The organism is Kitasatospora sp. NPDC056327 (genome assembly GCF_042261735.1).
In the GTDB taxonomy this organism is placed as follows: Bacteria; Actinomycetota; Actinomycetes; order Streptomycetales; family Streptomycetaceae; genus Kitasatospora.
This window is the reverse complement of the sequence record NZ_JBHJRC010000397.1, coordinates 1-6,232: the sequence shown is the minus strand read 5'-3', so window position 1 is coordinate 6,232 and position 6,232 is coordinate 1. Positions and strand designations below refer to the sequence as shown.

Sequence of the window (6,232 nt, the reverse complement as noted above, 5' to 3'; positions counted from 1 at the left end):
CCCGATCACTCACCTTGAGTGATCGGGGCCGGCGCCCTGAGCGGCTCCTGCGCGGCCGATCGGCCGGGCCCGGAGACGGGCTCAGCATCGTTGCCACCGCAGAGCATCCGCTCGCCCTGACGGAAGGGATCCTCGATCGTGACCTCCGGCTTCAGGCACCGGTCCAGCCTGACGCAGTCCACCCGGGCCGCGTTGGCCGTCCGGCGCGTCGGCTAGCGGAACCAGCCGCTCCAGCTGCCGTTCACCGCCCGGTTGTTGAACCAGTGCCGGGAATCGGTGCCGATCACCTCCAACTGCACGAAGGCGCCGTTGTAGGCGTTGACCCGGACGTCGCTCGTGGCACGGCCGCCGAGCGAGACCAGCGGGCTGCGGGTCTCGTCCGGGTTGGTCCAGTAGGTCCACACGGCGTGGTCCGCGCCGATGAAGAAGGTCTGGACCGTCCCGTCGTCGAAGGTGTAGATCGGCATCTCCCGGCCGAACCCGCCTCCGCAGAGGTAGAGGCCGTTCATGCCGGTCAGCTTCTCGACCGAGACCGTCGTCTTGTCGCAGTACCAGAGCCTGATCGTCTCCAGCGAGGCCGCGCCGGCGGTGCCCGCCGCTCCGACCACCGCCCCCACCAGCATCGCGGCGACCACCGCCACCGCCGCGGCCGCCCGACCGGGCTTCCTCGTCCTCACCACTGACCTCCCGATGACCCGTCCGCCGAAGTGGTGAGGGCCCGGTCGCCCGGGGGCGGCGGACGACGGATTCCGCCGTCGGCCGGCGCCGGGCCCTCACCCCGAGCCTGGCAACGGAACTGACGATCCGTCATCGGTGACCGGCGGGTAACGGCCGTCCGGCCGGGCGCGCCTGCCCCCGGGGCCCACCCGCCTCTGCCCGCGCCCGCGACAACCGGCAGCCGGCCCCACGTCGTCACCGGGCCGGCGACCCACGGCCCCACCAGGGGTTTTCGGATCCCGGACCGGCACCGCCTGCCCGGACGGGAAGCCCGGGCGCTCACGGCGCCCGGAACAGCTCCTCCAGATGGCGGGCCAGGATCGCCAGCGCCTCGTCACCGGTGCGCTGGCCCGCGAGGACACCCGAACCGAGGCCGTTGACCATGGCGAGCAGCCCGGCGGCGGCGATCTCCGGGTCCCTCCCGGGGTCGATCTGCCCGGCTCGCCGGGCCGCCTGCAGCTGCTTCACGAGGAAGCCCTCCAGCACCTCGGGCTGCCGGGCGCCGTGCTCCTCCAGCACCTCGGGGTCGTTGAGCACCAGGGCGTAGTAGGCGGCATAGGTGCGGGTGATCCGGCGGCTCTCGGCGTCGGTCGGCACGATGCTCGACAGGACCGCCGTGACGGTCCCGCGCGGCGTCGGCGGGGAGCCGGCCGTCTCGGCGATCCACCGCTCCATGCGGGCCTGGAGCTGGGCGGCGAGCCTGGTCAGCGCGTCCAGCAGAAGCCCCTGCTTGGTCTCGAAGTAGTACTGCACCAACCGCAGGGAGACACCCGCCTCCGTCGCCACCGCCCGCATGCTGGCCGACTGCAGCCCCTGCGCATCGGCGATCCGGAGCAGCGCCTCCGCGATCTGGCTCCGGCGCTCCTCGTGGTCGGTCCTGGTCACCACGCCTCCCCACTGTCCCTGGTACACCCGTATCATGCCGTGATACACCTGTACCATGCGAATCAGTCGCTTCAGGAACGACCGGGCCGGCACGCGCTACCGGCTCGCCTACGAACACGCCCTGGCGGAGCTGTGGCCCGGCCCGCGGACCGCGCTCGACGTGCCGACCGCCTTCGGAACCACCCGCGTCCACCGGACCGCGGGAGCGCAGGGCGACCGCTCCGGCGCCGCCCCGATCGTGCTGCTCCCCGGCTCGGGCGGCAACTCGCTGATGTGGCACCGGTACGTCGACGCGCTGGCCCGGCACCGCCCGGTCCTCGCCGTGGACACCGTCGGAGAACCCGGAGCGAGCGTGCAGACCGCCCCGATCGCCGACGGCCGCGACGGCGCCGCCTGGCTGGACGAACTCCTCGCCGCACTCGACGTCCCGTCCGCCCATGTCGTCGGCTGCTCCTACGGCGGCTGGCTCGCCCTCCACCACCACCTCCACCGCCCCGGCCGCACCGCCTCGCTCACCCTGGTCGACCCCGCGGGCCTCGCGGACCCCGGACCACGGTTCTACGGCTGGCTGATCGCCGGCGCCCTCGCCGGCACCGCACCACGGGCGCTGCGGCCCGGCCTGGCCCGGCTGGTCGGCAACAGCACGATCCTGGACGACGGGTTGATGCGCCTGATGCGTGCTTCAACGGGCTTCCGGCGCGCGCTCCCGGTGCCACCGGTCCTCTCCGACGAGGAACTGCGGCACATCCGCGTCCCCGCGCTGTTCCTGCTCGGCGGTCGCAGTGCCCTGCACGACTCGCGGGCGGTCGCCGACCGCATCGGCCGGGTGCTGCCCACCGCCGGGGTCGAGATCGTGCCCGGCGCCGGGCACGCGCTGCCCACCGACGAGCCGGAGCTGGTGGCCGACCGCATCCTCCGGACCACCGGGGTGTGACGCCCCCGTGCCCGCCACTCGTTCGGGTGGCCGCGAGCGCGCCCCCGCCCGGAGCGGACGGCGCGGCGCGTACAACGTCCGTGTACCGCGCACCCCTCGTGAAGAACGGACAGCACCGATGAGCCTGGACTCCGGTCTCTACAGGATCCTCAACGCCGATCGGCCGGTCGGCCGGGCGAGGGTCGAGACGCTCGACCTGGCGCCCAAGGCGGTCTTCGCCAGGACCGACGACGAGGACACCGTCTGGGTCGTCGAGGCGCTGCCGGGCGGGCTCCACAAGCTGTACGCCAAGGGCGCACCGGTCGCCGCCGACGGTGGCCGGCCGGCCGGGCCGCTGGTCGCGCTGCTCGTCCGGCAGGAGCACGCCGGGGAATGGGAGCTCTCGCCCGTCGACGGGACGAAGACCGGTTACGAGGTCCGGTCGCGGGAGGGCCTGGTGTGGCTGGCTCCGGCGGGCGGCGAGCACGGCCAGATCGAGGTGCTGCCCTCGCTCGACAGCCTGGACCGCACGACGTTCGTCTTCGACCGGGTCGACGCGTAGGCGCCCGCCGCCCGGCCCGCCAGGGACGGGTGGCGGGCCTCGGCGGCGTGCGGGTCGGGGCGGCGTGCGGGCCGTGGCGGTGCGCGGCTAGCCGACGGAGGGCCGGCGGGCGTCCACCTCGATCTCGATCCTCATCGCCGGGTCCGCCAGGCCGCAGACCATCATCGTGGCGGCCGGGCGGACGTCGCCGAACACCCGGCGCAGCACCGGCCAGCAGGGCTCGAAGTCCTCGCGGACGGGCAGCAGGTAGCGGACCCGGACGACGTCGGCGAAGGTGCAGCCGGCTTCCTCCAGTGCGGCGCCGATGTTGCGCAGGCACTGCTCGGCCTGCTCCACGACGCCGTCGGCGATGGTCATGGCGGTGTAGTCGTAGCCGGTGGTGCCGGAGACGTGGACGCGGTCGCCGTCCACCACCGCCCGGGCGTAGCCGATCCGCTCCTCGAAGGCCGAACCGCTCAGGACCGCGCGTCGCTCTGTCATGGCTGCACGGTAGGTGGCCTGCGGCGATACCGTCCAATACGGTGCGGCCCGTCGTCTGATATCCCTGGGGATATGGAGCGCCCCGATCCGTCCCTCCCCCAGCTGCACGCCTTCACCGTCCTCGCCGAGGAGCTGCACTTCGGCCGGGCCGCCGCCCGGGTCGGCGTCGCCCAGCCGCCGTTCAGCCAGCAGATCGCGCGGCTGGAGGCTCGGGTGGGGTTCGCGCTGTTCACCCGGGAGCCGGGGCGGGTCGCGCTCACCCCGGCGGGGCGGGAGCTGCTGCCGGCCGCGCGGCGGGCGCTCGCCGACCTCTCGGACGGGCTGGCGGCGGCGCGCGCCGTCGGCGCCGGGCGGGCCGGACGACTGCGGATCGGGTTCTCCGCCTCCCTGGCGCTGACCGTGCTGCCGGGGCTGCTCGGCACCTTCCGGGCCCGACACCCGGGGGTGGAGCTGGACATCCGGGAGATGACCACCGCCCCCCAGCTGGACGCCCTGCGCGAGCGCGTGATCGACGTCGGACTGCTGCGCGAGCCGCCCGCCGGGGCCGACGGGTCACTGGACTTCCGGACCGTGCTCACCGAGCCGTTCGTCGCCGTCCTGCCGGCCGGCCACCCGCTGGCGGGCCTCCGGACCGTGCCGGTCGGGGAGTTGGCGGACGAGCCGTTCGTCCTCCTCCCCCGGGCCGTGGGGCCGCGACTGTACGACCGGATCGCGGAGCTGTGCGGGGCGTCGGGGTTCGAGCCCCGGGTCGTGCAGCACGCGGTGGAGTGGCAGACGGTGTGCGCCCTCGTCGGCGCGGGCCTCGGGGTGTCGCTCGCCCCCGCGAGCATCCGGCGCGTCCGTCTGCGCGGCGTCGCCTTCCGCCGCGTCGACCCGGGGCCGGTCGGCCCGTGCGGGGCCCGCACCCTGGTCGCCGCCGCCTGGCGCCGGGACGACCCGAGCCCGCTGGTGGCGGGGCTGCTGGCACTCGCCGACCGGGAGGGAGCGCGGGAGGGCCGGCGGAAGCCCGTGCAGTAGCGCGACCAGGGGCACCCGGGGCACGGACGGCGTCCGGGTGACCCCGGTGGTCCCGGCGGTCGGGACGGCCGAGGGGTGATCCGGAACCGGGCGCGGGGCGGGAATTCGACCGGGTGACGCCGCTGCCGTCCCGGATCGCCCTCGTCCACCGGCGCTGGACCGGCCTGCCGATGACGTCCGCCCCGCGCGGCGTCCGCCGGGGCCGGTCGACGGTTCGCGGCCGTGCGTTCTGGCCGTGGGGTTCGGGCCGTGGGGTTTGCCCGGCCGGATCGGGGTGAGACGAGGTCCGGGTGGGCAACACGGGTTCCGGACGGCGGGTCTCCCCTCCTCGCCGTCCGGAACCGGTCCCGCCGCCGCTCAGCGCCCGGCCGCCGTGTCGTCAGGTCCCCGGCGGCCGGGCTGCGTCGTTCCCGTGCCGTCCGGTGACGGTGCGTCCGGCGGTCCACCGGTTGGACGGATCGCACAGTGACGAGTTTTCAAATGGTCGGGAAGACCCGGACGTTACTGCCACGAGATGGTCAACTCAACGTAAAGTCGGCGTTGTTGCGCCCTGCAAAACGTGTTCGGACGGACCTTGACCGCGAGGAACGCGGAACGGTTCAGTGTGCGCCAACATCCTCCACAACGGCGCCTGCCCGCCTTCCCGGCCCCCACCGGGTCTGCTCGGCATGCCCGTGTGCACGAAAGGGAAACTCGTGCTCAGAACTCGTGCGAAGGCGCTGCTGGCAGGCCTGTTGGCCGCCGGCGCGCTGGCGGCCTCGGCCCTCGTGCCCACCACGGCGGCTGCCGCCACCCCCATCCCGGTGGACGAATGCGCGATAGCCCCCGCCTGGTCGCAGGGCGCCAACTACCAGACCCGCGACATCGTGCTGCACACCGACGGCAAGATCTACGTCGCCCGGCGTGACAACCCCGGCTACAACCCCGCGGTGAGCACGTACTACTGGGCGCCCTACACCTGCGGAACCGGTGGGAACCCGTACCCGGGCAGCTTCGTGGTGAGCGAGGCCCAGTTCAACCAGATGTTCCCGAACCGGAATCCCGCCTACACCTACCAGGGCCTGGTGGCCGCCATGGCCGCGTTCCCGGCCTTCGCCCACACCGGTGACGCCACGATGCGCCGCCAGGAGGCCGCCGCCTTCCTCGCCAACATCAGCCACGAGACCGCCGGGCTGTACTACATCAAGGAGGTGAACGAGGCGAACTACCCGCACTACTGCGACGCCGCCCGGTCCTTCGGCTGCCCGGCCGGCCAGGCGGCCTACTACGGGCGCGGCCCGATGCAGCTGAGCTGGAACTACAACTACAAGCTGGTGGGCGACTACCTCGGCATCGACCTGCTGAACAACCCCTGGCTGGTGGAGAACGACCCGGCGGTCGCCATGATGACGGCCCTCTGGTACTGGAACACCCAGAGCGGGCCGGGCCCGATCACCGGGCACGACGCCATGATCAGCGGCGCCGGCTTCGGCCAGTCGATCCGCTCGATCAACGGCGCGCTGGAGTGCGACGGCAAGAACCCGCGCCAGGTCGAGAGCCGGGTCAACCGGTACAAGGCGTTCACCCAGCTCCTCGGCGTGCCGACGGGCTCCTCGGTGCCCTGCTGACCCGACGGGTGGTGAAGCCGCGGGCCGGGCAGCACGCCCCGTCACCCGGCC

General features: G+C 73.7%; 7 protein-coding genes. 4 read left to right on the top strand and 3 right to left on the bottom strand.

Annotation, left to right across the window (positions count from 1 at the left end; genetic code table 11):
• Positions 1-212: 212 nt before the first annotated feature.
• Both ACFCX4_RS33775 and ACFCX4_RS33770 read right to left on the bottom strand, forming a co-directional pair.
• Positions 213-677, bottom strand: a complete 465-nt coding sequence (locus ACFCX4_RS33775; protein WP_376150878.1) for a hypothetical protein — start codon at positions 675-677, stop codon at positions 213-215.
• 319 nt (positions 678-996) lie between these two features.
• The gene (locus ACFCX4_RS33770; protein ID WP_376150876.1) at positions 997-1,602 is read right to left on the bottom strand and encodes a TetR/AcrR family transcriptional regulator; all 606 of its coding nucleotides are present in this window, start codon (positions 1,600-1,602) and stop codon (positions 997-999) included.
• Positions 1,603-1,657: 55 nt separating this feature from the next.
• Here ACFCX4_RS33770 and ACFCX4_RS33765 point away from each other — a divergent pair, with 55 nt between their 5' ends.
• Positions 1,658-2,536, top strand: coding sequence for an alpha/beta fold hydrolase (locus tag ACFCX4_RS33765; RefSeq protein ID WP_376150874.1), 879 nt, complete (start codon positions 1,658-1,660; stop codon positions 2,534-2,536).
• Positions 2,537-2,654: 118 nt separating this feature from the next.
• Entirely contained in the window at positions 2,655-3,077 is a 423-nt protein-coding gene (locus tag ACFCX4_RS33760) for an I66 family serine proteinase inhibitor (RefSeq protein WP_376150872.1), read from the top strand.
• 87 nt (positions 3,078-3,164) lie between these two features.
• Here the strand turns inward: ACFCX4_RS33760 and ACFCX4_RS33755 are convergent, their stop codons facing one another.
• The gene (locus ACFCX4_RS33755) at positions 3,165-3,557 is read right to left on the bottom strand and encodes a RidA family protein (RefSeq protein ID WP_376150870.1); all 393 of its coding nucleotides are present in this window, start codon (positions 3,555-3,557) and stop codon (positions 3,165-3,167) included.
• A gap of 72 nt (positions 3,558-3,629) precedes the next feature.
• Between ACFCX4_RS33755 and ACFCX4_RS33750 the strand changes: the two genes are divergently transcribed.
• Both ACFCX4_RS33750 and ACFCX4_RS33745 read left to right on the top strand, forming a co-directional pair.
• Positions 3,630-4,574 (top strand): LysR family transcriptional regulator, encoded by a 945-nt coding sequence (locus ACFCX4_RS33750; RefSeq protein ID WP_376150868.1) that lies wholly within the window; start codon positions 3,630-3,632, stop codon positions 4,572-4,574.
• A gap of 695 nt (positions 4,575-5,269) precedes the next feature.
• Positions 5,270-6,181 carry a chitinase gene (locus ACFCX4_RS33745; protein WP_376150866.1) on the top strand — a complete coding sequence of 304 codons (912 nt, stop codon included), beginning with the start codon at positions 5,270-5,272 and terminating at the stop codon, positions 6,179-6,181.
• The last annotated feature ends 51 nt before the right edge of the window (positions 6,182-6,232 follow it).

What these genes read in the sequence shown, in the direction of transcription:
- ACFCX4_RS33765 (WP_376150874.1), top strand. Translation starts at nt 1,658, where the DNA reads ATGCGAATCAGTCGCTTCAGGAACGACCGGGCCGGCACGCGCTACCGG.
- ACFCX4_RS33760 (WP_376150872.1), top strand. Translation starts at nt 2,655, where the DNA reads ATGAGCCTGGACTCCGGTCTCTACAGGATCCTCAACGCCGATCGGCCG.
- ACFCX4_RS33755 (WP_376150870.1), bottom strand. Translation starts at nt 3,557, where the DNA reads ATGACAGAGCGACGCGCGGTCCTGAGCGGTTCGGCCTTCGAGGAGCGG.
- ACFCX4_RS33750 (WP_376150868.1), top strand. Translation starts at nt 3,630, where the DNA reads ATGGAGCGCCCCGATCCGTCCCTCCCCCAGCTGCACGCCTTCACCGTC.